General features: G+C 46.8%; 23 protein-coding genes. 6 read left to right on the top strand and 17 right to left on the bottom strand.

Annotation, left to right across the window (positions count from 1 at the left end):
- Positions 1-2: 2 nt before the first annotated feature.
- The 8 genes from AC1DXC_RS19565 to AC1DXC_RS19600 all read right to left on the bottom strand — a co-directional run bounded on the left by AC1DXC_RS19565 (position 3) and on the right by AC1DXC_RS19600 (position 7,607).
- Entirely contained in the window at positions 3-362 is a 360-nt protein-coding gene (locus AC1DXC_RS19565) for an endonuclease domain-containing protein (protein WP_477460863.1), read from the bottom strand.
- Between the two features lie 258 nt (positions 363-620).
- A complete protein-coding gene (locus AC1DXC_RS19570; protein WP_477460864.1) occupies positions 621-1,328 on the bottom strand; it encodes a 2OG-Fe(II) oxygenase in 708 nt (235 codons plus the stop codon).
- A gap of 2 nt (positions 1,329-1,330) precedes the next feature.
- Positions 1,331-2,185, bottom strand: a complete 855-nt coding sequence (locus AC1DXC_RS19575; protein ID WP_477460865.1) for a bifunctional helix-turn-helix domain-containing protein/methylated-DNA--[protein]-cysteine S-methyltransferase — start codon at positions 2,183-2,185, stop codon at positions 1,331-1,333.
- Positions 2,186-2,430: 245 nt separating this feature from the next.
- Positions 2,431-2,928, bottom strand: coding sequence for a hypothetical protein (locus AC1DXC_RS19580; protein WP_477460866.1), 498 nt, complete (start codon positions 2,926-2,928; stop codon positions 2,431-2,433).
- 19 nt (positions 2,929-2,947) lie between these two features.
- Positions 2,948-3,298, bottom strand: coding sequence for a hypothetical protein (locus tag AC1DXC_RS19585; RefSeq protein WP_477460867.1), 351 nt, complete (start codon positions 3,296-3,298; stop codon positions 2,948-2,950).
- Between the two features lie 47 nt (positions 3,299-3,345).
- Positions 3,346-4,773, bottom strand: coding sequence for a D-alanyl-D-alanine carboxypeptidase/D-alanyl-D-alanine endopeptidase (dacB, locus tag AC1DXC_RS19590; RefSeq protein ID WP_477460868.1), 1,428 nt, complete (start codon positions 4,771-4,773; stop codon positions 3,346-3,348).
- 54 nt (positions 4,774-4,827) lie between these two features.
- Positions 4,828-6,267, bottom strand: coding sequence for an APC family permease (locus AC1DXC_RS19595; RefSeq protein WP_477460869.1), 1,440 nt, complete (start codon positions 6,265-6,267; stop codon positions 4,828-4,830).
- Between the two features lie 305 nt (positions 6,268-6,572).
- Complete coding sequence (locus AC1DXC_RS19600) at positions 6,573-7,607, bottom strand: hypothetical protein (protein WP_477460870.1); 1,035 nt, start codon at positions 7,605-7,607, stop codon at positions 6,573-6,575.
- A 216-nt stretch (positions 7,608-7,823) separates the two neighbouring features.
- On the opposite strand from AC1DXC_RS19600, the gene AC1DXC_RS19605 reads away from it, so the two are divergent.
- The 5 genes from AC1DXC_RS19605 (at position 7,824) to AC1DXC_RS19625 (ending at position 12,811) form a co-directional block, all read left to right on the top strand.
- Positions 7,824-8,423, top strand: coding sequence for a hypothetical protein (locus AC1DXC_RS19605; RefSeq protein ID WP_477460871.1), 600 nt, complete (start codon positions 7,824-7,826; stop codon positions 8,421-8,423).
- A gap of 63 nt (positions 8,424-8,486) precedes the next feature.
- Positions 8,487-8,789, top strand: a complete 303-nt coding sequence (locus tag AC1DXC_RS19610) for a hypothetical protein (RefSeq protein WP_477460872.1) — start codon at positions 8,487-8,489, stop codon at positions 8,787-8,789.
- 128 nt (positions 8,790-8,917) lie between these two features.
- On the top strand, positions 8,918-11,149 hold the full coding sequence (locus AC1DXC_RS19615; protein ID WP_477460873.1) for a sodium-translocating pyrophosphatase: 2,232 nt from the start codon (positions 8,918-8,920) through the stop codon (positions 11,147-11,149).
- 200 nt (positions 11,150-11,349) lie between these two features.
- Entirely contained in the window at positions 11,350-12,417 is a 1,068-nt protein-coding gene (locus AC1DXC_RS19620; RefSeq protein ID WP_477460874.1) for a nuclease-related domain-containing protein, read from the top strand.
- Between the two features lie 97 nt (positions 12,418-12,514).
- Complete coding sequence (locus AC1DXC_RS19625; protein WP_477460875.1) at positions 12,515-12,811, top strand: hypothetical protein; 297 nt, start codon at positions 12,515-12,517, stop codon at positions 12,809-12,811.
- 223 nt (positions 12,812-13,034) lie between these two features.
- Here AC1DXC_RS19625 and AC1DXC_RS19630 read toward each other — a convergent pair whose 3' ends face one another.
- Positions 13,035-15,773, bottom strand: coding sequence for a DUF5695 domain-containing protein (locus tag AC1DXC_RS19630; RefSeq protein WP_477460876.1), 2,739 nt, complete (start codon positions 15,771-15,773; stop codon positions 13,035-13,037).
- 375 nt (positions 15,774-16,148) lie between these two features.
- On the opposite strand from AC1DXC_RS19630, the gene crtD reads away from it, so the two are divergent.
- Positions 16,149-17,630, top strand: a complete 1,482-nt coding sequence (crtD, locus tag AC1DXC_RS19635; RefSeq protein WP_477460877.1) for a 1-hydroxycarotenoid 3,4-desaturase CrtD — start codon at positions 16,149-16,151, stop codon at positions 17,628-17,630.
- Between the two features lie 216 nt (positions 17,631-17,846).
- Here crtD and hemH read toward each other — a convergent pair whose 3' ends face one another.
- From hemH to AC1DXC_RS19675, 8 genes are all read right to left on the bottom strand, one after another.
- A complete protein-coding gene (hemH, locus tag AC1DXC_RS19640; RefSeq protein WP_477460878.1) occupies positions 17,847-18,866 on the bottom strand; it encodes a ferrochelatase in 1,020 nt (339 codons plus the stop codon).
- Positions 18,867-19,071: 205 nt separating this feature from the next.
- Positions 19,072-19,638, bottom strand: coding sequence for a hypothetical protein (locus tag AC1DXC_RS19645; protein WP_477460879.1), 567 nt, complete (start codon positions 19,636-19,638; stop codon positions 19,072-19,074).
- A gap of 112 nt (positions 19,639-19,750) precedes the next feature.
- Positions 19,751-20,479, bottom strand: coding sequence for a fatty acid desaturase (locus AC1DXC_RS19650; protein WP_477460880.1), 729 nt, complete (start codon positions 20,477-20,479; stop codon positions 19,751-19,753).
- Between the two features lie 40 nt (positions 20,480-20,519).
- Entirely contained in the window at positions 20,520-21,023 is a 504-nt protein-coding gene (locus AC1DXC_RS19655) for a WG repeat-containing protein (protein ID WP_477460881.1), read from the bottom strand.
- Between the two features lie 8 nt (positions 21,024-21,031).
- Positions 21,032-21,883 carry a 4-hydroxy-3-methylbut-2-enyl diphosphate reductase gene (locus AC1DXC_RS19660; protein WP_477460882.1) on the bottom strand — a complete coding sequence of 284 codons (852 nt, stop codon included), beginning with the start codon at positions 21,881-21,883 and terminating at the stop codon, positions 21,032-21,034.
- A gap of 430 nt (positions 21,884-22,313) precedes the next feature.
- Entirely contained in the window at positions 22,314-22,961 is a 648-nt protein-coding gene (locus AC1DXC_RS19665; RefSeq protein WP_477460883.1) for a carotenoid biosynthesis protein, read from the bottom strand.
- Positions 22,934-24,028, bottom strand: a complete 1,095-nt coding sequence (locus AC1DXC_RS19670; protein WP_477460884.1) for a glycosyltransferase family 2 protein — start codon at positions 24,026-24,028, stop codon at positions 22,934-22,936. The genes AC1DXC_RS19665 and AC1DXC_RS19670 overlap by 28 nt, the downstream gene beginning before the upstream one ends.
- Positions 24,025-24,654: a 1-acyl-sn-glycerol-3-phosphate acyltransferase gene (locus AC1DXC_RS19675; protein ID WP_477460885.1), complete on the bottom strand. Its 630-nt coding sequence runs from the start codon at positions 24,652-24,654 to the stop codon at positions 24,025-24,027. The genes AC1DXC_RS19670 and AC1DXC_RS19675 overlap by 4 nt, the downstream gene beginning before the upstream one ends.
- Positions 24,655-24,656: the final 2 nt, after the last annotated feature.

Below are 24,656 nucleotides of genomic sequence, written 5' to 3' on the forward strand. Positions count from 1 at the left end.
GATTAAACCAATCTTTCTTTTATCTTCTCTAATACCTGTTCCAGGTTGTTTTCTATCTCCGTATTCTTAAATCTTATGACCCTTAACCCTAAGGAAGTCAATACTTCATCCCTGTTCTTATCGTATTGTTTTTTAAACTGATGGACAGGGCCATCCGCTTCAATTACTAGTTTGGCTTCGTCGCAATAGAAATCAGGAATGTAATATAAATTAGTGTTAAAATTAGACAGAACACAAATCGGATGTTGCCTTAAGAATTTCTTACCATAAAAATTCCGATTACGGAGGCGTTCCCACAAGATTTTTTCTGCCGGAGTTTGCTTTTTCCGAAGCTCCCTGCATAATTCGATAATAGATGGCATTTAGAAAGATAAATAAGTTTTGGATAAACTTAAATACATTATTGAAATTAAAGGCTGAGGCTTATCGCTTCGCTATTTGACTCACCCCGACGGCCCGCATGCGCGGGCGTCGACCCTCTCTGCTGCGCAAAGAGGGTTTAGAAAAGAAAAATAAAACCCCAATGTCTCCCCTTCTTTGCGCAGCAGAGAGGGGGAGGGGGGTGAGTCGACTCGCGACGCGGACATGGCCGCTCGCAATGCCTCACGACCTTTAAACCCCTACATCGCGTCATGAAAAATCACCCCCAGCGTATGCCGCTCGCCGCTGCGCAGTTCGCTTACGCCGTGGCGCATGTTTACGCGGTGATAGCCCTTTGCGCCCTGCGCCGGCCGGTAATTGGTGGTGAAGATGAGCATATCGCCCTTGCCGGGATTTAATACGATGGCTTTTGATTGCATGCGCGGACGTTGCTCTACCAATACGAATTCGCCGCCTTCGAAATCCCGGCCCGGCTGGTTAAGGCATACCACCGCCTGTATCGGGAAGAAAACTTCGCCATACAAATCCTGGTGCAGGGCGTTATAGCCGCCCACGCCGTACTTTAATATCAAGGGCGTTGGGCGGTTTTGGCCCTGCTGATGGCACAGGACGGTAAGCTCATTTAAGCTACCGGGGAACGATTTTTCTATCCCTAAAGCTTTCATCCAATTATTGGCTACCGGGGCAATGTTGGGGTAGATGCCTTCGCGCAGTTGCTGCACAACGCTGGGCAATGGGTAGTTGTAATATTTGTACTGCCCCAAGCCGTAACCGTGTTTCTCCATCTGGATGGTTTTGCGGTAGAGGCTATCTTCGCCGTACTCTGCTACCAGCAAATCGCACTCATCGGCAGACAAAATATTGGGGACGGTGGCGTAGCCTTTATTGTTGAGGCTTTCGGCTGTGGCCGACCAATCGGCTTGGGCTATCCTTTGTTGCAGTTCCATATTTACACGATGCTTAAATGGGTCGTTTTTGCGGCTTCCCAGCCGATGATGGCCGATTTGCGGTCGGCACCCCAGTGGTATTGGCCAAATTCGCCGGTTGATTTGATAACCCGATGGCAAGGTATCAAAAATGCAACAGGGTTTGCACCGATGGCACTGCCCACGGCGCGACTGGCAGTCGGTTGCTCTACCGCATGGGCAACCGTTTGATAAGTATTCAAACCGCCCATAGGTATCTTTAGTAGGGCCTCCCATACCTTCAACTGGAAGCTGGTGCCTTTGAGGTGCAGTTTGATGGACGACAATTGTGACCAGTCCCGCGTAAAGATATACAGTGCATTCTGCTGTGCCATATCTACCACCTGGTAGTAGCTGGCGTTGGGGAATTGGGCGTAAAGCTGGTTGAAGGCCTCGTCCTTATCGTCGGCAAAGGCTATATGGCAGATACCTTTTGGAGTAGATGCCACGATGATATTGCCGAAAGGCGTTTCGGCATAACTAAAGTTGATGCTGAGTTCTTTACCGCCGTTTTTGTATTCGGCGGGCGTCATGCCTTCTATGTTGACGAACAAATCGTGCAGGCGACTGGTGCCGGATAGGCCGGTTTCGTAAGCGGCATCGAACAGGGTGGCTTGTTGTTCTTTAAGGATGCCTTTGGCGTAATCGAGGCTGAGGTATTGCAGGAACTTTTTGGGACTGATGCCCGCCCAATCGGTAAACATGCGCTGGAAATGGAAGGGACTGAGGTTTACCTTTTCGGCTACTTCATCCAGGCTAGGCTGAGCTTTAAAATTGAGCCTGATATAGCTTATCGCCTCGGCAATGCGCTGGAAGTTGATGTTGTTTTGTGTTTCCATGATAATGAATATTATGACACAAATGTACCTTGGTGGCGCAGGCTAAAGAACCCGAAACTTGCGAGGTTTTCACCGATTACACCGATTTTTTTGATTTCACCGATAGCCCCATCGTCATTGCGAGCGATAGCGCGGCAACCATCGGCAAGTAGAGCGGCTTTGTGAGTTCGTTTGTTCTATGAGATTGCCAGATCTCGCCCTCGCCATTCCCCTGCGGCGGCTCCTCGCAAGGGCATAAGGTTCTATCAATTATATCGATTTCGTCCAATCCTCGTGCCCAGGAAAACCATAAAAATCATTAACAAGGCCTGTACGCTAGTTATCACTAAAGATACCATCGGCGATTCCCCATAAAAAAGGCCGGTGACAGGCGGAGAATCTGTGCTTTGTGTAGTCGACGTTATCGAAGGAGTTGGTTTATCGGGCGGAAATTCGAAAGTCGATAAATTTACGGTTGTTCTTTGTAAGCTAAAGATAATCAATATGCAACAGGCAGCCAGAATATAAAGCGTTGGATTATTGCCGAACCGCGTAACGATGGCCCGTATCGAAAACACCATAAAAATCAGCTTTACCCAAATCGAGAAAATTAGGGTGGACAAAGATGGCCTGCCGCCAATATAGTAAGTATCGTGCGCGTTGATATCGTCTATCATGAGTTTGTCGCGCACAAAAACGTAGATGCCGGCCAACAATAGAAGAGCGCCCAGCCAGTAGATTTCTTTTATGATGCTGCTTTTCATTTCGACGAATTAATGCGGGTTAAAAAATCAAAGCGGCAATAGGTTCTTTAAACAAATATAGTATAGTGACGATTAATCCTGTTATGACGTATGATTTCGCCCTGGCGAAATCTTTGTTCCCGATGCTCAGGCCGGTGAGTATGGCGATAATCAAGAGCGCTATGATTAATGCGCCGTATTGAAAGAGGAAAGCATTCAAGGGCTCTTCGGCGATACGATCGCCACCGGCACCTTCCCCAAGTATACTCCAATATATAAGCGGAACCACGAGTATATAACCCAAGCCCACGCAAAAGCAAAACAGCACCAGCCTGATGACCAGGTGCCAGTACAGCATTTTGGCAGCGAATATGCTTTTTATGGTATTCATTGGGTTATTAATTTTTGTTCCCCCTTCAGGGGGCTAGGGGGCAACTCCTACTTCATCTCATTCAGCACCGCAAACATCTTCGCCCGTATGCCGCTGCCGGGGCCGTTGTAGTTGTTCACCATAATAGAGAAGCAGAGTTCGCGCCCGTTGTTGGTTTGGAAACCGGCATAGGCTTGTACGCCGCTGATGCTGCCGCTTTTCATCTTCATGTCGTTGTAAACGGGCAGGCTTTCATAAAAATCGCCGAACCATTTTTCCTGGTGGGCGGCCTGCAAAATGTGGGCGATGGTAGATGAAGTTATCCTGTCCTCAGGCGATAGGCCGCTGCCATCGTATATATTCATAGCGCGGTGGTCGATGCCTTTGGCTTCCCAAAATTTTTGCATGGCTTCTACGCCGTCGCCGGTAACTGCACCCTTGCCCAGCTTAGTGGATATCGTAGCCAGCAATTGTTCGGCATATAGGTTTACGCTTTTTTGGTTGAGCCAGTAAACGATTTTGCTCAACTCGGGCGATTTAATAACGGTTAAGCTGCTGGTGGCCGCAGGCACCACTAAGGCCTTTTCTTTTAAGGATAGCGAAGAGGCTGGTTCGGTACTTACTGTTATGCCTATCTTCTTTAGGGTATCGCTCAAGCGCAGGGCTGCATCGTAGGCAGGGTCGGGGATGGCGGCAGAGATGGTTTTCTTGGTTTGGTCGATAGCGTAGGTACCGCGCAGGTACATGGTTTTGCTGTTAAAGCCCGGCAGGTAAGGGTAGGCTTGGTCGCCGGTATGGGCGGCACCTGTGGTGAGTTCGCTTTTGTATTGCAGGTAATAAGTATCGGGTACGGTGCCGGCTACCGTTATCGCCTCGCCAACGCTGCCGGTGTTCAGCTTAATATCGAACTGGTTCTCGCGCCAGCAGAGGCCGGCAATGCCCGCGCCGTAGTAGGTGCCCAGGTCCTGCCATATCCAGCCATCGGGGATGCTTTGGTGGTTGAATTGCCCGTCGTCGCCGATGATCTTGCCCTGTATTTTTTTGATGCCTGCTTTTTTGATAGCTTCTACCATGCAGTTCAAAACATAGCCCTCTTTGGTAGTAGCATAACGCCAGCTGCCCAGGGTAGGGTCGCCGCTGCCTTTGATGATGATATCGCCGGCGAGGGTGCCTTTATTATCGATGCTGCCGGTGTAACCTACCGTTGTCTCGAACTGGAAATCCTTCCCCAGAACAAAAAACGAGGTGATGCTGGTAACCGTTTTAAGGGTAGAGCCGGGCGCCAGGCCCATATCCGGGTTGGCGGCGAATACCTGCTCGCCGGTTTTGGCATCAAGCACGGTTAGAGACAGCGTGGCGTATTTGCACTGGCTATCCTGCTGCAGCTTGTTAAATGCCGTTTGCAGTTTTTGCTGAAGGGTTTGGGCACGCAGTTGACCGGCGGCTAACAACAAGCTGAATATGGCTATCGATTTTACTTTACTGATGGTATTCAAATCTCTAATAAGTTAAAACCCGGCTGCGTGTACAGCCGGGTGTGTTTCTTAATATTAAACTACTGCGTCGCGCTCGGGTTTAACACCGGCCTGCGATATAAAGTAGATGGGTATGCCTATCAGCACGATAATTAAACCGTAAACCGGGTATTGCCATTTGTAAATGCAAAGCAGCACGCAAAATGCAGCACCCATTAATATATAAATAGCGGGCAGCACCGGGTAACCGAAAGCTTTGTATGGCCGCTCGGCATTGGGCAGTTTGCGGCGCAGTATGTAGATGCCCCCAATGGTCATGATATAAAATATCACCACCACAAAGGATATCATATCCAGCAGGTCGCCATAACGGCCGCTCAGGCAAAGCAACGAGGCTACTACAGCTTGTATCCACAAGCCAAACTCGGGCACGGCGTTCTTGTTTAGAGTGCCGGTACGTTTAAAGAACAAACCATCCTTGGCCATGGTGTGGTAAACCCTTGCACCGGCCATAATGAGGCCATTGTTGCAGCCAAAGGTAGATATCATGATCATCACGGCGATGATGATGGTACCCTCCTTGCCAAATATTACGCTGGAAGCTGCCACGGCAACACGGTCTTTTTCGGCGGTAGCAATATCATGCAGCGAGAGCACGCCTGTGTAAACCACGTTGGCCGAAACGTAAATAATAGTAACTATTATAGTACCCAGGGCCAGACTCAATGCCACATCCCTTTTTGGATTTTTCATTTCGCCTGCTATAAAGGTAACGCTGTTCCACGAATCGCTGCTGAAGATAGAACCCACCATCGCGATAGATATAGCGCCCAGGGCCGCAACCATGGTATAATTAGTGCCGGTGCTTACGCCTTCGGCAGTCAGTTGGTGCAGGTTCCAGGCATCTGTCCAGTTGGCGCTCCATATTTCGGGTTTGAATGCTAAAAATCCAAATATGATCAATCCGAATAAGCTCAGCAGCTTGGTTAAGGTAAAAGTGGTTTGGATAATTTTCCCGCTTTTTACGCCTTTTGTATTTACGAAGGTGAGGAAGAAGATGAGCACGATAGAAACCACCTGGGCTGCGCTGATGCTCAAAGTTTCGCGTACCTCGCCTTTTGCCAGGTAATGGTTGTAAGGGAAGAGGATATGGTCTTCGCTAACGGGCTTATACAAATAAGCCGCAAATTTAGAGAAGGCCACACCCACCGCAGCAATCGTACCGGTTTGTATAACCGCGAAGAAGCTCCAGCCATATAAAAACGCCACGAGTTTATTGTACGATTCTTTAAGGTAAACGTACTGCCCGCCTGCTTTGGGGAACATACCGCTAAGTTCGCCGTAGCTAAGAGCTGCAGTAAGCGTCATGAAACCGGTGATGAGCCAAACGGCAATGAGCCAGCCGGCCGAGCCTACGTTGCGGGTGATATCGGCGCTTACGATAAATATACCGGAACCGATCATAGAGCCTGCTACCAGCATGGTGCCGTCGAGCAGGCTCAGTTCGTGTTTCATTTTAGGTTGGGAAGTATCAGATGCCATTAAGATTTGGTTTAAGGGCTTAAAATAGGAATAATAATTATTATTGACAATGCAATTCATCAAACTTAACGCCGATTTGAATGCATAGGCAAACTTACCGGAAGAGAAGATAGAGATAGCTGGCGATATTGATTTTACCTCAATTGCTTTGTGTATAACGGGCTTAAGAAAGTGCTAAAAAGGGGGGCTAACTTTCAGGGGATGCCATATCCGCTTAAGTCGCATGCGATGCCGGCGGGCTGATGAGCAAACAAATAAGCAGGTAACAAAGCCTACTTTCAATTCAATGATTTGTAGTACTTGTTATAAAGTTCTAAAGCTTCCGCATCTTCATTAATCACAGTTACCCAGTGTTTGCAAGCCTCTTTTATGTTTCCCGCCTCAAAATAGATAAGCGCCGAATTCATTACTGCTTTTACGTTGGTTTTTTTAATAAAATCGGATGCTACGAAATCAAGTGAGGGGTTATATGTCTCCGTCGAGGCTATGTAATTAAAGAGCCGCGCGCACTCTTTGTAGCATATAAGTGCTTTGCTTTTATCTCCCGATTTATGATAATCACTGCCCATTGTGAATAGTGCCGTAAGTAATTCCTGGTAGTTCTTTGCTTTTAAACTCCGGACAAATGCCGACATCCTATAGATGTCCAATTCTACTATCATCTTCTTTTTTACGCCATTCAATTTTCCCGGCCTCCACTTTTTTGCAGTTGCCAAAACCAAAACTTCAATTGCCTTATATACTGAATCATGTATGGTGATATTTTTAACAGCCATGCTGTCAAGCGCTCCGGTTTCATCAATTCTAAAAGAAACCCGATAAGTTTCCGAGGTGTCATTTGCCGGAAAGGACAACAAGGCTTTATCAATGGATTCCCGCAAATTACCTTTAAAAACGGGCGGCTCAAGGTGTTTGGGACTTACATCTTTTAAACTTTTTACGCTTTGTATTTTAGTAAAAAGATAATTCTTCCCTCCAGATGTTAAACCAAGCTGTGTATCAGTCAATAAGGTTATTGCATACGCCTTTGAAAAAAAGTTATTTTGGATGCGCAGCGTACTATCTTTTATCTCGTATTTATCATCTTTAAAACGTATGTCTCCGTTAATAATAAACCATTCGTACGCCCTTACAGTGGAATCGTTGGAATTGCTGAACTCTAACCGGGAATATCCCATGTCATACCTCATAGGAATCCCTGAAATAGATTTTGTTTCAACCGGTATCCAAATACCTTTTACACTTAACGTGCCTTGGCTATATGAGCGCAATGCGAAGAAGAGTGGTAATAAGAATAGGATTTTTAACTTCATGTTTACAATGCTGATAATAGTTTAGGAATTAGGCTGAAGATTTAAGAGACTTGATAATATGGCACTTCGAATCAGTTACTTAATTCGTGTTTCATTTTAGGTTGGGAAGCATCAGATGCCATTAATTTTGGTTTGTGGTTAATATAAGGGAATAATCGTTAATTTAGAAATTAAATAAATCTAAGCCTTTGCTGCCAAAAGTAACAACCTTTTATAATGCGTAATAAAATTATCATAATCCTGTTGGTTTTTTCGTCGTCGGTCGTTCTGGCACAAAATCTCGAAATTGATATCCATGGGCGTAAACTAGGCTATTTTATAATGATAGAAAATAAGCTGAAGAGCGAAGTTTTTACGAGCAGGCATCCTTTTTCTTCAGACCCCGATTTGCCGCCGCCGGTGATTTATAGGCGGAAAGAGAAAAACATCCCCGATCTTTTAGTTTATTATTTTTACAACGGAGCAGATTCTACCATCAATCGAATTATTTATGTATGGGACACAAATAATTTCCCTACTGATAATCTAACTGATAACAAGATTGCGCCAAAAAGTAGAGCGGCACTGGTAGAGCGATACCGGCAAATTTGCAGGCAAATTGAGCTCAAATATGGAGCAAGTAAAAGTAGCGGGAATGTTAAAGACTTATCAAAAGTTAATTTAACATCCGCGTCTCGGTCGGACGATTGGCTTCCGACTGATTATACGCGGATAACGGCATATCTCCGCTTATCAGATAAGGATGAAAAGCATGGGAATCTAACTATCCCCGCAACAAATAGCGTAACGCTTTTTGTTTATGACTTTACGCCTTAACGTCTACAGGTTTTTAAACCCGGCAAAGGCAGTAGCAAGGTAGCCGACGGCTTGTTAAAAACATTGGTAAAAGCGCTCCAGGCGGGCGATTTTGCTTCTGCTCGCCGGATGTTTGCGCTTCAATCTTCAGGGTGCGTTACTGATGAGCAATTACTTAGTTTTGCCAAAACTGTAAAAACCGATGAACTTGTCTTATATGTTGAGGGTAAAGAAGCGGGTGTAAAAGATTATGTCCAACACTTAATGCTTCAGTACGCTTTTAAATCACATATCGGTCATCCGCCCTTTGAAACTGTTAAGATAATATTTGATGCCTCCAATAGGATATTATCGGTGCGACGAATTAGGCCAGGACAGGAGTTTTAAATTCCCCTTAAAACTTTATAATAATACATGCTATTGTAAAGAAATTAAATTTACTATTTTGCGCTAACCAATTATAGCACGCTCCTGCGTGTAATTTTAAAAAACACACTTATAACCAACTATTGAATATGGATTTTTTGAACAATTACTTAATTTATTTAATTCCCATTTTTGGCCTTGTGGGGATACTCGTTATGGCCATCAAATCGGCCTGGGTAACCAAACAGGAAACCGGCGACGCTTCTATGAACGAGCTGGCGGGCTACATTGCCGATGGGGCAATGGCATTCTTACGCGCCGAGTGGAAAATACTGGGCTACTTTGTAGTAGTAGCGGCAATATTGTTGGCCTGGAGCGGCACAACGGTAGCCACATCCGACCCGATTATCGCCATTTCGTTTTTGATTGGTGCGTTCCTCTCGGCCTTTGCCGGCTACCTGGGTATGCGCATCGCAACCAAATCTAATGTGCGTACCACACAGGCCGCAAAAACCAGTTTGGCGCAAGCGCTTAAAGTATCGTTTACAGGCGGTACTGTTATGGGCCTTGGCGTTGCGGGTTTGGCCATCATAGGCTTAGGTTCGTTATTTATCGTTTTTTATACCATGTATGTGACCAACGTTACCGGTTCATCCGTTAACGGCGAAGCGATGGCAAAAGCGCTTGACGTATTGGCGGGCTTTTCGCTGGGTGCAGAGTCGATCGCTTTATTTGCCCGTGTTGGCGGCGGTATATATACTAAAGCGGCCGACGTAGGTGCCGATTTAGTGGGTAAGGTAGAAGCAGGCATCCCCGAGGATGACGTGCGCAACCCCGCCACCATTGCCGATAATGTAGGTGATAACGTGGGCGACGTAGCAGGTATGGGTGCCGACTTGTTCGGCTCGTATGTGGCTACTATGCTGGCTACCATGGTTTTGGGTAGAGAAATCGTTTCGCACGATAAATTCGGTGGCATAGCGCCAATATTATTGCCGATGGTTATAGCCGGTTTAGGTTTGATATTTTCTATTGTAGGCGCTTCGCTGGTTAAAATCAAAAACGAAACCGATAGCGTACAAAAAGCGCTTAACATAGGCAACTGGGCTTCTATCGTATTAACGGCGATAGCTACTTACTTTTTAGTGCAATGGATGTTGCCAAACGACAGTTTCCACATGCTGCGCGATGAGGATGCCGACCATGCTGTTAAGGCAGGCTCATTGGTGTTTACCAAAAACGGTGTTTTTGGGTCGATAATGGTGGGCTTGGTTGTGGGTACTTTGATGAGTATCATCACCGAATATTATACCGCTATGGGCAAACGCCCGGTGATGAGCATCATCAGGCAATCGGCAACAGGGCATGCTACCAATATTATCGGTGGTTTAGCCGTCGGTATGGAATCGACCGTATTGCCGATTTTGGTGTTAGCTGCCGGTATTTATGGTTCTTACTTTTTTGCAGGTTTATACGGTGTGGCTATTGCCGCAGCAGGTATGATGGCTACTACGGCCATGCAATTGGCTATAGATGCATTCGGCCCTATTGCCGATAACGCCGGTGGTATTGCCGAAATGAGCCGTTTACCCGAAGAAGTACGCCACCGCACGGATAACCTGGATGCTGTGGGTAATACCACTGCTGCAACCGGTAAAGGTTTCGCAATCGCTTCTGCGGCGCTCACTTCGCTGGCCTTGTTCGCGGCCTTTGTGGGCGTAGCAGGCATCGAGCATATCGATATTTATAAAGCAAACGTACTGGCAGGTTTGTTTGTGGGTGGTATGATACCGTTCATCTTCTCGGCATTGTGTATATCGGCTGTGGGCCGTGCAGCAATGGCGATGGTAGAGGAAGTTCGCCGCCAGTTCCGCGAGATACCGGGCATTATGGAATACAAAGCCCGCCCCGAGTATGAGAAATGCGTGGAGATATCTACCAAGGCTTCTATCCGCGAGATGGTTGCACCGGGACTTATCGCTTTGATTACCCCGATTGTTGTGGGCTTTATCTTCGGCCCGGAAGTGTTGGGCGGTTTATTGGCCGGTGTTACCGTAAGCGGCGTGTTAATGGGTATATTCCAAAGCAACGCAGGCGGTGCATGGGATAACGCCAAAAAATCATTTGAGAAGGGCGTGGAGATAAACGGCGAGATCTACTACAAAAAATCAGAACCACACAAAGCCTCTGTAACCGGCGATACCGTAGGCGACCCATTCAAGGATACATCGGGCCCGTCGATGAACATCCTCATCAAGCTGATGTCTATCGTTTCGTTGGTTATCGCACCGCATTTGAATGTGAACCACGGAGGCGTTAAAACCGCCCAGCACCAGGATAAAGCGAAAACCATCATCGTGCAGGTAGATAAGAAATTGTAATTGAACCTTTGAGTTTTGAAAAGCCCCGATGAAAGTTGGGGCTTTTTTTGTGGCACGATATTTTAAACCCGACGGCTGCTAATTGCAGGTAAAAATCAAAATAAAAAGTAAATCAGTTCTATTTCACCGGTTTGCGTATCTTTCGTTATTCCCCCTTGTATAATGTGCCTAATTATTTAAATAGATTATTCGGGAACAATATGTGTAAGGTTTACAATGAAATTGGTTGTTTAACAGAAATAAAATCTCGTTTGCGTGCGCACAATATCCATGAGTACAAATCACTAAATGAGGTAATAAAATTCCGTGATAACTATTCTTCCTCGCGAAAACAAATTGTTTTAAATCATGAGCTTTTGATTGAGCAGGAAAAGGTTACACTTAGTGAATCAATCGTTCAATTGGAACATGCTATTAAGGAGCAGGAGATAGCAGTTAAGGAAAAGCACCAGAAGGTGCTAGATAACTTGAATAGTCAGTTAATCAACATGCTTTCGCTAAATTCCAGTGGCGTAAACTCAATTGTTATTTACATCAAGAGTCTTATTCTCAAGCTAAGAATCCGGTACTCCAAGATTACTGTCAATACCAAGATTGACTATTCGCTCAAACAGTTAACAAACGACTATGGCAATAAGAATGACCGTTATAGACATATCGTTTCGCGTTTTGAAGATGCAGTGCGGGAAAGTAGTTCGCCTCAACTAAATGAACTTGACAGGAAAAAGCAAGTAGTTGACGAAATCAATGCTTTTATTTATGGAGCGCTGGGCGAGCATAAGGTTGTTAAAGAACTGGAAAAATTATCTGACGACTATATTTTAATTAATGATTTTACCTGTGAATTTAATCCCCCTATTTATCGTCGGCAACAAAATGATTACATAAAGTCTATTCAAATTGACCATATCCTGGTAGCTCCCTCCGGGGTTTTCCTGATAGAAGCTAAAAATTGGAGTAAGGATTCATTGAACAGTCTAAGTCTTTATTCGCCCGTTGAGCAAATCAAGCGGACAAACTTTGCTTTATATAAGCTATTGAATAATGAAATTTCCAATGCCGGGTTTATGCTAAATAAACATCACTGGGGTGACCGGAAAATTCCAGTAAAAAATCTGATTGTTTTAATAAACCACAAACCAATCGAAGAATTTCAGCACGTAAAAGTTTTGACTTTAAACGACCTTCTGAAGTATGTCAACTATTTTAAGCCCTGTTTTTCACTCGACGAAACACATAAGATAGCTGATTATTTGCGTAGTTTCTGAGGAAGTAGCAAAGCGAGCGAAATTATCAACCATGCCATTTTATATTCGCACATTCCTAATAGGCAACCCCGAACATGTTTTTTTATAATTAAAAGATATGAGTAGCTTTATAGCCATGCGTCGGCTTGTTACCTTAACCATTCTTTATCTCCTTTGCCTGTACGATATGTACCTATACCTGCCTGATGTGCTGGGCCTGTTCAAGATAGATTTTTACCCGCCCGATCCGGATGTGCTCACTTACTTCGATGCGGCGATGATGCTATTCGGCGGGATAGCGCTGGGTGTTTTCCTGCAAAAGGCCGGCGGAAGGTTCAACAAGGTCTTAAGCATCCTGATGATATTATTGAACGTGGTATTTACGCCGCTGTTTTTGTTTAAAGCGATGCCGTAGAATGGGGGAATTCTAATCTAAATTACCACTTTGTCATTTCGATGAGCAGCGGGAGGGATGAGATTCGGCGCGAAGAGAAATCTTCTACGTGCAGCCGGCGACTAAGCAAATTGATATGCAAAGTGCAATTGCTTGCCGCATAAGTTTTCTCACCCGCCTGCGCTCAACCCGCGCTTCGGGGTTCGAAATGACATTGTTTTTTATTGTTTCGTGACAATCGGCGTTATCTAACCAACGTTACTGTCTTTCCGGTATCCCCCAACAGAACAACATAGGCCCCACGCTCCATCACTAAATTCCCCGCCGGTTTATACACCTCTCCTTTTATAGTTTGCTGTATGCGTAAATAGGCCTTTGGCGTATACCCATCGGCTGCGTTCAAGGTTAGCAGCACCTTGCCTGTAGCAAGATTGTAGTTAATGCTTTTAAAAGTACCGGCATCCAGCGTGAGCCAAAGGCCAGCCGGGGCGATAAATACCCGCGATGCGGAGGCCGTGGTAATATCAACCTTGACGATATCCTTAGCGCGGCTAAGGGTCCCACCAAATGCCAGCCAGCCAAAGTTAGTATCATGCGTGATATAGGTTGCGGTGTTTACGGCATAGCCAAAAAAGTTAGGGCCGTAATCGCCCGAGAGGCCGTCAATTTTGAGGGTGGATGGGTAGGAGTGGAAGGCCGCGGGGCCAAAGCCATCCTGCGTAATATTAGCTATCGACCCCATCAAGCCGCCGTAACCTACGCGCAACAAGTAGAGATCCGTGGGGTGCTTGCGGTACTCGCTTAGTACCGGGATGGCGTTCAGTCCTGAGCCGTAGTGGTGCAGCTGCCGTTCGATGCGCGAGAGCTTGCCGCCGTATAAAAAATCCCAATAACGGCGTGCCGAACCGTTATAGCCCCAATGCGGTACGGTTGGCATATAACCCAATATGGCGTTGATGGTTATCTCGGCTTTATCGGTGTACCCAAAGTAAGCCGACCAGTTATACACTTCTTCCTGCCCGGTACTATCCCATGGCATCTCACTACCGAAGGGGTATTGCAGCGTATGCCAGTGCTCGGCGCGCTTGCGCATTTCGGTTTCCAGCGAGAGAGCCTTATCGCTCCAGCCCTCGGCTTTCAGGTCCATCAGCAAAAGGTAATATATCGTTCCCTCCATCTGCCCGAACTGCGCGTAGTACGGTGCCTGTTTTACCATGGCCATGGCGGTTTCGTAGGAATTGTTGAGGTAGAATTGCCAGTCGCCCTGCGTAACCAGGCCGGTATAATTGCGCGCCAGCCGGTACATTACCCAATGCGCGGCGGTAACGTGCGGATAATTATAAGAGCGACCCACATCATTGGCAGCTTGATGGCTCCAGGCCGCCCATGTTTTCCAGTTGAGGCTGTCGCTGTAAGTGCCTTTGGGGATACTGTCGGGCTGATAGTAAAATACGCTTTTCTTCACCCCGTATTTTTGTGGTCCTTCGGCGTGCTGTATATTGCCGAACAGGGTGTGGTTCACAAACTCCTGCAGTTTGGCAATTTCGGCTTTATCGGGTTGCACCAGTTGTTTCATCATAGCCCCCAGCCAACTACCCGCTCCGCCCTCATCGCTAAGGCCGGCAATCCAAACGCGGCTATCCTGGGTAACCTGTTGTTTTTTGTCGTAATCGTACGTAATTACCGATGGGTTTCGGTGGAAGGTGTCGGGCTTGTTAAACCATTGTTCGGTGGTCAGGAAATGGCCGAAATCCTTCACCAGTTCGCGTTCCGGTTTTATTACTTTATAGCTGATGGTTTGGCTTAACCCATCGGTATAGGTGATGGTTAACCGTGCGCGACCCCATTGCAAGCCTTTTACGTTATAGGCTTGCAGCGCCTTGTTTTCGGCAGTTGTAGGCGTAATGCTTAGGACGCCTGCAGGTTCTACGGTTAATGCCTTTACTTTTTTGCCATAGTTTAAAAATAGTGTGGCATCGGTACCTTGCGGCAATACGTACCCCGGTATGCCTACCGCAACGGGGCGATGCTGCGCGATGAGTGTTTGTTCGATGCCTTTGATGGTAGGCGACAACACAAACTGAACGCCATATTCAACGGTTTGCCCGGGTTTCACTATTACGGATGTTGGCTTATTCCACGGTTCGGCTTTTTTCCATTCGTTTTCGGCGTAGGCCTTGCTGTGCACCATCCACTCGTAAAAGCCCTCAAAATCTATTCCTTTCGGGGTTGGGTCGGCAAGCAACGGGTTGTACGCCTCAAAAGGCGATTTGCCATAAGGCAGCACCAGCAGGGCAGGCCCCTTCCCGCTGAGGCGGGTTGCTTGTAAATAGCCGGCATCGCGGCCAATGTATGGGTCGTAAAATACATTGCGGGCGTGAGCCTGTTCAAGTTCTTCGCCTTGTAAGATATTATTGAATATCATGGGCATACCCAGCGAGCCGATCTCCACGGCGCGCTTACTGTTGTTTTTCAACTTGAATAACAGCACCAGGTTGCCCTTTACCACTTGCCAGTAACGTCGCACTTGCAGCGGGATGTTGGCCGGAAGCGTAGGCGAAAGGTCGGCAGCCTCAAGCAGGCGGGGGTCTTCAGTTTGGAATGGAAGTACATCCGCACGGTTAGCGGCAGTGGAGTAGCTGGTCCATGCGGTATCGCCCGCGCTTTTAAGGCGCAGGTTGATATCTCCCAGGTGATATAGGCCATTGCTGCTGCGCTGGGCAAGGCGGGCGGAGGGGGTAAAATCAAAATCTTTTTCGGTATTGGGCTCGAGCGCAGCAACGGTTTGCGATGCTTTGACCAGCTTTAGGCGGAAGGCCGGCGTGTTGATTGTTAACAGCCCTTTTTCTAAATGCAGCGTAGATGGCCTTTTCTCGAGGTTCTTCCACGGGTCCTGTGCGCGGGATGGCGAAACGCTAAATAGCGTCAACATAAAAAAGAAGACTACGGATAAACGGCAGGCACTACGAATGTTGGTTTGCATATTACACGCGAACGCTAAGTTCGCTGAAGTAAATGTATGAGATTATTGCGCAGAAAATGCTTGTAATTTGCCTGATTATGGCAGTATATTATCCTGCCACCAAGCAATTTTTGGCAAAATTGGGATAATTTGTTTCAAATGCACAAACTAAAGATATATTATCCGGAACGTTGTAATAATCAGCAGTATGATGCTGCCATGCAGGTAACCCGCTAAGCGTTTATGCTTTTTATTTGCCAAAGCTCGCAAATAAACAGGGATTTTTCACCAGATAATTGTTTTTAATGGCGTTCAAGAGGGCTTCGCCGTTAAACAGATTTATGCGATTTGGGGATTTAATTGCATAGCTGTGAATGTGGTACTACCTTTACCGCCATGCCTCAAAAAAAAGCGATTATTATTGGTGCGGGTATTGCAGGCATTGCTGTTGCCATCCGCCTGGCGGTTAAAGGCTATGGGGTGGAGGTTTTTGAGGCGAACGCCTATCCAGGTGGGAAGCTATCAGAAATCGAGCTGAAAGGCTACCGCTTCGATGCCGGGCCGAGCCTGCTTACCATGCCGCAATACATCGATGAGCTGTTTACGCTAGCCGGTAAAAATCCTGCCGACTACTTCCGCTATCAAAAGTTGGATGCGGTTTGTAATTACTTCTACGAGGATGGCACGCGCATAAAGGCCTATGCCGATACACAGGAATTTGCCGGGGAAATTAACCACGCCACGGGCGAGCCTTCGGCGAACATATTGAAATACCTGGCCAATAGTGCAGATATCTACAACATTACCAGCCATGTTTTTTTGGAGCGTTCGTTGCACCGACTGCAAACCTTTGCCCGTTGGGATACGCTCCGTTCCATTTTCAGGCTGCCAAAAATAGATGCCATGCGTACCATGCATAAAGCCAATGAAGCCTACTTTAAAGATAATCGCGTAGTGCAATTCTTCGACAGGTACGCCACTTACAATGGCTCTAACCCCTACCAGGCCCCCGCCACGCTGAACGTTATCCCGCATCTGGAGCATCACTTCGGTGCGTATTTCCCCGAGGGCGGTATGTACAGCATCACGCAATCATTGGTAAAGCTGGCTGAGGAGCTGGGCGTAAAGTTCCGCTATAATGCCAGGGCAGATGAGATAGTGATCATCAATAAAATAGCAAAAGGCATAAGGGTGCGGGGCGAGAATATCGTCGGGGATATGGTAGTATCCAACATGGATATTTGGCCTACATACAAAACCCTTTTGCAAAAACATCCGGACTTGCATCCTGAGCGGATATTGGGACAGGAACGGAGCAGTTCGGCATTGATATTTTATTGGGGGATTAAAAAGGCATTCCCGCAACTTGACCTGCACAACATATTTTTTAGTGCCGATTACCGGGCAGAGTTCAACCACATCTGGCAGGAGCAGGACATATACCACGACCCTACCGTTTACATCAATATCAGCTCGAAGCTGAATCCGGCCGATGCCCCCGATGGTTGCGAGAACTGGTTCGTGATGATTAACGTCCCTGCCAATAAGGGGCAGGATTGGGATAAACAGGTAGATGATGCCCGGCAAAGCATCCTACAAAAGCTTTCCAAAATCCTGGGCGAGGATGTTATCGGCTTAATCGCATGCGAAAGCATTTTAGATCCACGTAGCATCGAAAGCAAAACATCGTCATACAAAGGCTCTATTTACGGCACCAGCAGCAATAGCCGGTTTGCAGCGTTTTTACGGCATGCCAATAAATCATCGAAAATTAGTGGTTTATATTTTTGCGGTGGTAGCGTGCACCCGGGCGGGGGGATACCGCTTTGTTTGCTATCGGCGAAGATAGTGAGTGAGATGATTGCGAACCCTGCATAACCATCGTGTCACTGCATAACCATCGTGTCACTGCGAGGAGCGGCGCGGGGCTGAGAGGTGGGGCGACGCGGCAATCTCATAGGACGAGCCGGCATACATAGCTTTCTTTGCGTAACCGAATGTCCTATGAGGTTGCCACGCTTCGCTCGCAATGACAAATCGGTTATGAGCCGCGCTTTTTCATCTTCTTTCTTGTGTCTTGGTTCTTGATTCTTTCTACCCTTCCAGCACCATCTTTTCCAATGCATCAATCCACTTCGGCTCTGCATTCAAACTTTCTACCAGTTGTACGTGCTCGCCGCCTAAGGCTTTGAACTCGTCGCCATACTCGGTAGTAACTTCGTAAACGGTTTCGAGGCAGTCGGCTACGAAGGCGGGGCAAAATACCAGCAGGCGTTTTTTGCCTTCGGCGGCCATCTGTTTAATTACCTCGCTGGTATAGGGTTGTACCCATGGGTCGCTGCCGAGGCGGCTTTGGAAACACACCGTATATTTATCCTTGGGCAAATTCATCTTGGCTGCAATGAGGCGCGCCGTATCGTACGATTGTGCCGAGTAGCAGAATTTATTGGTATCGTTCAGGGTGTTGCAGCAGCCTTCCACCTTTAGGCAATAATTACCGGTATGATCGCATTTCATCAGCTGGCGTTGCGGTAGGCCGTGGAAACTGAACAGGATATGGTCGTATGTTTCGGGCTGATGTTTAGCGGCATTGTCTGCAAAGGTTTCAATCATCAGCTCATTATCGTGGAACGAGTTAGTGAAAGTAATATCAGGCACGGTTTGCCATTCTTTTACGATGCGCATCACTTTCTCGTGCACAGACCCTGTACTAGCCGATGCATATTGCGGGAACAAGGCGATAACCTGTATCTCGCTCACCAGCGCTTCTTTCAAGCGCGCCAATGCCGATTCGATAGAGGGGCTTTGGTAGCGCATAGCCAGCTCTACCATATAGCCATCACCAAGGCGTTTCTGCAGGGCTTGCTGTTGCAACATGCTGTAATGCTTCAATGGCGAGCCGGTTTTATCGTCCCAGATGGCCTTGTACAATTTAGCGGATTTTGGTGCCCTAAAAGGAACGATAATGGCTTTCACCAAAAATGTACGCAGTGCTGCATTCACATCTATCACCCTTGGGTCCATCAAAAATTCATCGAGGTATTTGCGTACATCCGCAGTAGAAGGACTATCCGGCGTACCCAGATTTACCAGTAAAACTCCCTTTTTCGCCATAATTTAAAAGTCAGCAAAAATAAGATAATTTATAGCTGCGCCTCATTACAGAGAGGACAAATTACAAATTAATGATAAGGATCATATTTGGATGGCTGGTCGCCGAAGAAGCCTCACCCTGCCCTCTCCAAAGGAGAGAGTCCTTTATTTTAACTATGTTAATCAAAAGCTCCCCCTTCAGGGGGTGGGGGGGTGGCGCTGGGGATTACCAGAACTTCCACCATGGTTTTATAAATTCTTTATAGATTCCGCCGTTCAGTACCCTTGTATCAATATTATAACTAAAAGGCAGCCCCTTTTTTGATCCGGGCAGCCCGTCAATAGCCTGCCCGGTAAGGATGTTGTTTTTTAGCGCCAGGTTCTCTAAGCCGCCCAGGGAGAACTTTTCCGATAGCCAATGCTGCCCGTTTGCTTCCACAACGGCCAGCCCGTTTCTTCCGGCAAGCACAAGCCTGCCGTCGGCGTTATAAAGCACGTCGTCATAGTCTCCGCCAAATTTGCTTACAGGCTGTTCCGACTCCGGGTTCACCAGGTAACATTGGCCGCCGGCCAATACGAATATATTGCTGGTTCCGGGTAGCTCTGCCACTTCATCCCAACCATCGCCGGCTTCAAAATTAGCCACCCAGGCGGTACCATCTTTTTTATAAAAACGCACAACAAGGTCCACCGTGTCATCATCCTCCGGCGAAAAACGCTCATTATGCGGTGCTGCCGAGAAATATGTTGCCCCTGGAGGCGCTAATTCGTTTAATATTTCATACCTGTCCATGGTATAAAGCTATGATTAATAATGGATTAAAGGAAGGATTTTATCCCCTCTGCCTTCTGAACTGGAAACTTTGAAGAAGCCTCACCCTGCCCTCTCCAAAGGAGAGGGTTCTCTATACTGTTTTTAAAGTCCTCTCCTTTGGAGAGGATTTAGGTGAGGCTCCAGAAGGTGCCGGGCTTCGCCACAACTTCCACCACGGCACCCATGGCGCATCATGATGCTCGTAATGATAGCCGAAGAAATAGCAACTAAAAAAAGCCAGGAAATGGTTGCGGTGCTGGCTGCGGCTTTGGTGCTTGTTATCATGCTCGCCTTTATGCGGCAGGTAAGTACCGAAGTAAAATAACTGCAAGGTGCTCAATAGCGATGGTACTACCCAAAACATAATAAGGTTGGGCTGAGGCACCCCTAACTTAAATATATTGAAAAGGATGGCCATCGCCACAATTTGCCAGATGGAGAGGTAATTACGGATGAATTGCACGTACCATGCAAAAAAGTTGCCGTTGTGGTAGTCCGGGTCACCCGCCGTATGTACATGGCTGTGGTGTTTGTGGTGCTTGGTATAAAGCTGCGGGTACAAAAAAGCGGCATAAAGAAAGGTGCAGATGTAACCCACCAGGTTGTTGATGGCCTTGTTTGGCGCAACCGTGCCGTGCATAGCATCGTGCGCGGTGATGAATAAGCCGGTGTACAAGTGCATCTGCACCAAGATAAACAAGTATAGTAGCGGATTTGCGAAATCAACCTGCCATTGCATCAGTAACAAAGTGCTGCTAACCCAGCTGCCGATAACCAACAGGGCTACTAATAAACCGGTATATGATGGTGCTTTTTCCAAGGGAGATGAATCTGAGCTAACGCTGTGCAAAACCCGTTCCTTATTTAACGCGTTTGCCGGTTTTATCTATATAATACCAGTTATCGCTTTGCCAGGTGGAGTGTTCGCCGTCGGCAATGGTTTTGCAACTGTCGCTCACTTTTGCCCTGCCGTGTTCAAAAGGGAATGCGCAGCCGAACCTGGCTGCAATGGCCACCTTGCCGGTGGTATCGGCATAACCAATTTTATCGCCATCCTCAATGCGGAAATATCCATCCGAGATATAGTCGGGTCCGTTATCGAAAGGGAACACCTTATATAATATTTTTTGGTTACGATCTATCGCCACGAAGCCTGTCTGCGGGTCGGTAACTACCGCGAAGGTTTTAAAGGTGTCTGTAAAGCACATGGGGTATTTGCCCATGGGGATAAGGGTATCGCCTTTGGCATTTACATAGCCGTAATTATCGGCAGTGTCGGCAATCTTGTAGAGGTAATCGTTTGCATCATGCTTTTGCCGGCAGGCGCTTAAAAAAAGTAAAACAATGATTAGCGCCTTTTTCATAGGATGATTTAGTAGGTTTCGAGCTCGGCTTTTACCATCTGCATCAGCCACATGGGGCTCGATGTGGCGCCGGCAATGCCTACCTTATCGCCTGGGGCAAACATGTTCTTGTCCAGCTCGCTCACGCTCGATATAAAATAAGTATTAGGATTATGCTTGCGGCAAACCTCGTAAAGCACCTTGCCGTTGCTCGATTTTTTGCCCGATACGAACACGATTTTATCAAACCTGGCCACAAAGGCGGGCAAATCCTTATCGCGGTTGCTTACCTGGCGGCAAATGGTATCGTTTGCTTTCACCTCGTAACCACGGCTCAGCAGTTCATCCTTTACATGGTAAAATTTCTCCATGCTTTTGGTGGTTTGGCTATATAGGGTAAAATTGGCGGGCAGGTCGGCGTTATCCAGTTCGCTAATGTCCTGAAAAACCAGCGCGTTGCCATTGGTTTGGCCCTCAAGGCCCACTACTTCCGCATGGCCATGCTTGCCAAATATGAGTATCTTCTCGTTGTTATCGTACGATGTTTTGATGCGATTTTGCAGCTTAAGCACCACCGGGCAGCTGGCATCTATCAGGGTAATGTTGTTTTCTAAAGCAATTTTATAGGTTTCGGGTGCTTCGCCGTGTGCGCGAATAAGCACCTTTTCATCGTGCAAACCTACCAGGTCGGCATGTTCTATAATGCGCAGACCCAGGGCCTTCAGGCGGTCAACCTCTTCATCGTTGTGCACAATATCGCCCAGGCAATACAAATAGCCATCCTCGGCCAGTATCTCCTCGGCCATATCTATAGCATACACCACCCCGAAGCAAAAGCCCGAGTCCTGATCTATCGTAACCTTTAATTGATAATCACCCATTTGATGGCAAATTTACGGTATTTATTTTAGTTGGGGAAAGTTGGAAAGGTTAAAAAGTTGGAAGGTTGGAAGGGAATCCCTACTTCGAAGGTTTGTTTTAGAATTCTGGAAATTCTTTTAATTCCATAAAATTCGAGTTTAGACAAATTCTTTCAATTCCCTAAATTAGAGTTCAGACAAATAATAATGGCGCCCCCTTCGGGCTGGGCTTTGCAGGGCTGCGCTGCGCTCCGGCCCTTCGGGCTAAACCCTTTCCCTGGCGCAATTTCTGAACCGCTGATTTTAATGATTAAATGATTCCGCTGAAGTTTGAATCTTGATTAAAGAACTACCTGGCAGACCACGTATCAACGAAATCTAAAAATCATTAAAACGGCGTAGCCCTCTTGAGTGCAAGTTAAAAACAAATTATCAACGAAAAATCAACGGTTCAGACAATCACCAGCACCCCAAAAAACACAAATTCCGTTGCCAGCAGCACCGGCGCGGCAATGCCTTGCTTTTTAAAGCCGAACTTCTCGAACACGAAAAGCATCGCAGCGCTTACCAAAAACCAGCAATAGTAATTTTTAAAGGGGATGATGTTGCCTGTCCAATGCCAGTAATCAAAGCGGGTGGCTACGGGTTCTATCAACAGATCAAGCAATACCAGCAGCAATGCGCCGGCTACTACCCGGGCCGTTATGCTTTTTAGCCGGCTGCGCTGCATGGTAACCCCAGCGCCATAAATAAGCAAAAACCAATTGATGCCGATGGTGAGGGGGATATCCAATATTTTAACGCCAAGTGTTTTGCCGTACGCATAATCGCCGAAAACCCATTTTTTGTGTACGCCAATCCATTCCAACACAATGCCGGATACGAAAACCAGGACCATAAACGAGAGGAATTTTTCGTCAAAATTCTTATGCGCCAGTATGATAACCAACAGCATCAGCAGGATGTGCCAAGGCACTATCTGCAAAAATAAAGGACGCGTAAAAGGCACCAACAAGCCCACCAGGCCCACAACGTGGAACAAGATAATAACGATGATGGCCGTACGCGGACTTATACTGAGATTTTTCGGCCTTTCCATTCGGTGGTTTTGCTAAGGTGTTTTTGTATTGAGGTAATGCCGATAAGTAGCAAGCTAAACATTTGTACCGGGTGCAAAAATAAATTCGTTAAAGCGTTTTGCCCTGCGGATAAGGATATCATCACCCTGCCCAGCAGTATCAGGCCCAGCATAATAAATATTAAATTGAGGTTCATGGTCATTATGATGATGGCCGGCCCGCCGATGATGAGTAGCAGGTATATCAAAAAGCCAATGATGTTATAATTGAAAGCCGCCAAAAAATTCTTGCCGAAGCCATTAATGGCTTCGTTATACCCTTTATACATGCGGCAGCTGATCATGCCGTTGGCCAGCAGGGCTTCACCGTTTAGTTTGGTTGCTTTTACCAGTTTCATTATCTCCACATCTTCTACCACTTTGTTTTTTACCATTTGGTGCCATTGGTATTGTTTGTAACCGGCAGCATCAAATAACATGAACTGCCCGCTGGCGGCAGATAGGGCCGCGGTTTTTAGCAGGTAGACTAATCGCAGGGGCAAAAGGTTTAAAAGGATGTAATGCATCAGCGGCACCACCATTTCTTCGCCCGCGCTGCGCATGGTTTGGTTGGTAAACAGGCTAAGCAGTGCCAGGCCGCGCAGTTTCATACGGTGCACCGCGCTGTTGATGAGTCCGTTTTGCACCTGTTCGTCGGCATCCAAAAACAAATAATAATCTCCTGTGGCATGTTGCGCCAATTGGTGGCAGGCGTAGTTTTTGCCAAGCCAGCCTGCAGGCAGGGCCTTGCCTTTAATTACACTAAAACCAGGGTGTTTTGCGCAAAAAGCAGCGCAAACTTTATAGGTGTCGTCTGTAGAATTATCGTCCAGTATTAGTACTTCATAATTACCGTAATCTTGTTGATGGATGGAAGTAAGCAGCGACACAATGTCTTCAGCCTCATTGCGGGCAGGTATCAGGATAGAAACCTTATCGGCATAATGCTTGCCTATGCGCGGCAGTTTCGGGTTCGAGAGGAAATTGAACAGGGTTACCGTAAAGCGCAGTATCAAAAACGTGAAAACAATAAGCAGGACTATAATCACTTTATATCGATTTCGGTTTGGCGTAATTTGCTTGCCTCGTAGTGCTGTTGGTAAGCGCTTTGCAGCGCATCGATGGTTTTATCGGCATAGATCTGGTTATCGGTTTTTAAGTAAACAGTTACCGAGGGCTTTTTATGTTTAAAGTACTGAATAAAAGTTGCAGCAAACAATAGCTGGTATTTCCCTTCGGCTTTTTTGATGATTTTGAGCAGGCCCTGCTCAAAATTCACCTTCTCAACAAAGTTTGAGTACAGCTTCCCCTGCGGAAACATCAGCACCAGGTTACCGGGCTCATCCAGTAATTGGGCTGCATAGTCCAAAGATTGCAGAATATCGCGGGAATTTTTGCTTACCGAGAACGCCCCGGCGTAGCGCAGCATACCCTCGCGCTTTGCAGTATCTTCCAGTATCATCACATGGAATTTCTTGTGCAGCAACCCGTCGTTCAATATATATAGTATCAGCCCATCCCAAAAACTGAAGTGGTTTGCTACCAGCAGTACAGATTTGCTGCTATCCAGCTCCACCCTGTTATAAAAAAACTCATGGAAAGTTTTGCCCACCTGCCACTTTACGTAGGTGTCGAAAATCCATTTCATCAAGAGGTTCTTTTTTGGGTAGATCATGG

The sequence above is a fragment of the Mucilaginibacter sp. P2_D11 genome, assembly GCF_056404435.1.

What these genes read in the sequence shown, in the direction of transcription:
- AC1DXC_RS19565 (WP_477460863.1), bottom strand. Translation starts at nt 362, where the DNA reads ATGCCATCTATTATCGAATTATGCAGGGAGCTTCGGAAAAAGCAAACT.
- AC1DXC_RS19570 (WP_477460864.1), bottom strand. Translation starts at nt 1,328, where the DNA reads ATGGAACTGCAACAAAGGATAGCCCAAGCCGATTGGTCGGCCACAGCC.
- AC1DXC_RS19575 (WP_477460865.1), bottom strand. Translation starts at nt 2,185, where the DNA reads ATGGAAACACAAAACAACATCAACTTCCAGCGCATTGCCGAGGCGATA.
- AC1DXC_RS19580 (WP_477460866.1), bottom strand. Translation starts at nt 2,928, where the DNA reads ATGAAAAGCAGCATCATAAAAGAAATCTACTGGCTGGGCGCTCTTCTA.
- AC1DXC_RS19585 (WP_477460867.1), bottom strand. Translation starts at nt 3,298, where the DNA reads ATGAATACCATAAAAAGCATATTCGCTGCCAAAATGCTGTACTGGCAC.
- AC1DXC_RS19595 (WP_477460869.1), bottom strand. Translation starts at nt 6,267, where the DNA reads ATGAAACACGAACTGAGCCTGCTCGACGGCACCATGCTGGTAGCAGGC.
- AC1DXC_RS19600 (WP_477460870.1), bottom strand. Translation starts at nt 7,607, where the DNA reads ATGAAGTTAAAAATCCTATTCTTATTACCACTCTTCTTCGCATTGCGC.
- AC1DXC_RS19605 (WP_477460871.1), top strand. Translation starts at nt 7,824, where the DNA reads ATGCGTAATAAAATTATCATAATCCTGTTGGTTTTTTCGTCGTCGGTC.
- AC1DXC_RS19615 (WP_477460873.1), top strand. Translation starts at nt 8,918, where the DNA reads ATGGATTTTTTGAACAATTACTTAATTTATTTAATTCCCATTTTTGGC.
- AC1DXC_RS19620 (WP_477460874.1), top strand. Translation starts at nt 11,350, where the DNA reads ATGTGTAAGGTTTACAATGAAATTGGTTGTTTAACAGAAATAAAATCT.
- AC1DXC_RS19625 (WP_477460875.1), top strand. Translation starts at nt 12,515, where the DNA reads ATGAGTAGCTTTATAGCCATGCGTCGGCTTGTTACCTTAACCATTCTT.
- AC1DXC_RS19630 (WP_477460876.1), bottom strand. Translation starts at nt 15,773, where the DNA reads ATGCAAACCAACATTCGTAGTGCCTGCCGTTTATCCGTAGTCTTCTTT.
- crtD (WP_477460877.1), top strand. Translation starts at nt 16,149, where the DNA reads ATGCCTCAAAAAAAAGCGATTATTATTGGTGCGGGTATTGCAGGCATT.
- hemH (WP_477460878.1), bottom strand. Translation starts at nt 18,866, where the DNA reads ATGGCGAAAAAGGGAGTTTTACTGGTAAATCTGGGTACGCCGGATAGT.
- AC1DXC_RS19645 (WP_477460879.1), bottom strand. Translation starts at nt 19,638, where the DNA reads ATGGACAGGTATGAAATATTAAACGAATTAGCGCCTCCAGGGGCAACA.
- AC1DXC_RS19655 (WP_477460881.1), bottom strand. Translation starts at nt 21,023, where the DNA reads ATGAAAAAGGCGCTAATCATTGTTTTACTTTTTTTAAGCGCCTGCCGG.
- AC1DXC_RS19660 (WP_477460882.1), bottom strand. Translation starts at nt 21,883, where the DNA reads ATGGGTGATTATCAATTAAAGGTTACGATAGATCAGGACTCGGGCTTT.
- AC1DXC_RS19665 (WP_477460883.1), bottom strand. Translation starts at nt 22,961, where the DNA reads ATGGAAAGGCCGAAAAATCTCAGTATAAGTCCGCGTACGGCCATCATC.
- AC1DXC_RS19675 (WP_477460885.1), bottom strand. Translation starts at nt 24,654, where the DNA reads ATGATCTACCCAAAAAAGAACCTCTTGATGAAATGGATTTTCGACACC.